At 51.6% G+C, this 1,407-nt stretch carries 2 protein-coding genes; both read right to left on the bottom strand.

Annotated features, from left to right (window positions below; genetic code table 11):
- Positions 1–157 precede the first annotated feature (157 nt).
- Positions 158–1,069, bottom strand: a complete 912-nt coding sequence (locus DQ405_RS26920) for a DUF6625 family protein (protein WP_178114079.1) — start codon at positions 1,067–1,069, stop codon at positions 158–160.
- A gap of 2 nt (positions 1,070–1,071) precedes the next feature.
- On the bottom strand, positions 1,072–1,407 hold a 336-nt coding region (locus DQ405_RS26915; protein WP_168426514.1), incomplete at its 5' end, for a glycosyltransferase.

The following is a 1,407-nucleotide window of genomic DNA, read 5'->3' as shown; positions in this document are numbered from 1 at the left end:
ATCCTCCTGGCCCTGCAAAACCCAGGTGTGTATATCGCCCCGGTTAGCTGCCAGTGACAGAATCTGGTCGTGCACCTTGTGGATCGACGCATAAGCCTTGCCCGAGGACCAGACAATACTGATTGTGCTCATTTTTGCCGTCTCCAGTCAGGCCGCTTTAAAGCACTTCAACGACACTGGCTTTTTCCTCAGAGCCCAGACTGCGGCCATAAGGTCGAAAACCCTGTTCCGTGATACACCATGCGGGTCTTGAAGACAGATCCGGAGGCTGGATCAATGTTTCAGACTGACCATCTGACCACTTCGAGCTCTTCCAAGTTATGAAGTGGAAATAGGGGAATTCACGTAAACCATCCCGGTTGTTCGTTAGTTTTCCAACGTTCCACATCCAGCACTCTGGGAAGTCGAAGCCACCGCCGAGCCAGGGAACGCGAGCATGCGGGGTGCTGAACGCTTCAGTGAATTCGCTACGCCGGCGCCACGGATTAAACTTATCAGCTATCCGCCGAATCCCTTCTGGCCAGTTTTTGTGTCGAATAAATAATCGACTGAACGCCCCTTCATCGAACGCATAGTGGGCAGGGTCTTCGAAACAGCTCTGCCAACCGGGAATGTTCATAAAGGCCTCGCGCATGCGCTTATTGTTCCGCAACATACACAGGTGGCCAGAAATACGGCGGGCGTGCGTAGAGATTAGATCGTATCTGGAGAGCCGCTCATCAGAAAAATATTGTCTCAAATCCCCATAGATGAGATCGATATCACTGAAACCCCAAAAATCGAAGCCCTCCAAATGCTCGGAATGTAAATATCCCAATGCTGGCTTGATGTCACAGAGTTTGTAAGGGCTAGTTGGGTTGAACGAGATGCCGAGCCCCTTACTCACTAATTGGCAGTAGCCTGCGAAAGACATTGGCTGGATCTTTACGTTCTCTGGCAAATTATCTGGCGCACCGCAATCCGTAAAAAAAAGCCACTCGATGTCAGTGTTCCATCTGCAGGCTTGCAAAAAGAAAGGCAGCCAAAACGGCCAGCGACCGAAATAGGGAATCAAAAGACGAATACGCATGTTCACTTCATCCCTAATCGCAGGCGCAACCGATTTAACAGCCCCATCGCCGGGCGCTCTCGAAGCGGTTCCTCCAGTGCTTGGACAATAAGCCGCCCAATGTTCAAAAAAGTATATCGCTCCTCGGCCAATGCTCGCCCCGCCGCAGCAATGCGGACAGCCAGCGCGGGATCGGAACGCAGTATCCCAAGTTTGCTTCGCAGCTCCTCGAGACTTCGGTAAAGCACCAGATTCGCCATATCGACAAAACCCAACGCCTTATTTTCCGATTCGCCCTGATCCCAAGCGAATAATACGCAGCCGCAGGCCATGGCCTCGAAGTTCTTGATCATATATTC

The organism is Pseudomonas sp. SST3, assembly GCF_003325755.1.
This window is presented reverse-complemented; position numbering and strand designations above follow the sequence as displayed.

What these genes read in the sequence shown, in the direction of transcription:
- DQ405_RS26920 (WP_178114079.1), bottom strand. Translation starts at nt 1,069, where the DNA reads ATGCGTATTCGTCTTTTGATTCCCTATTTCGGTCGCTGGCCGTTTTGG.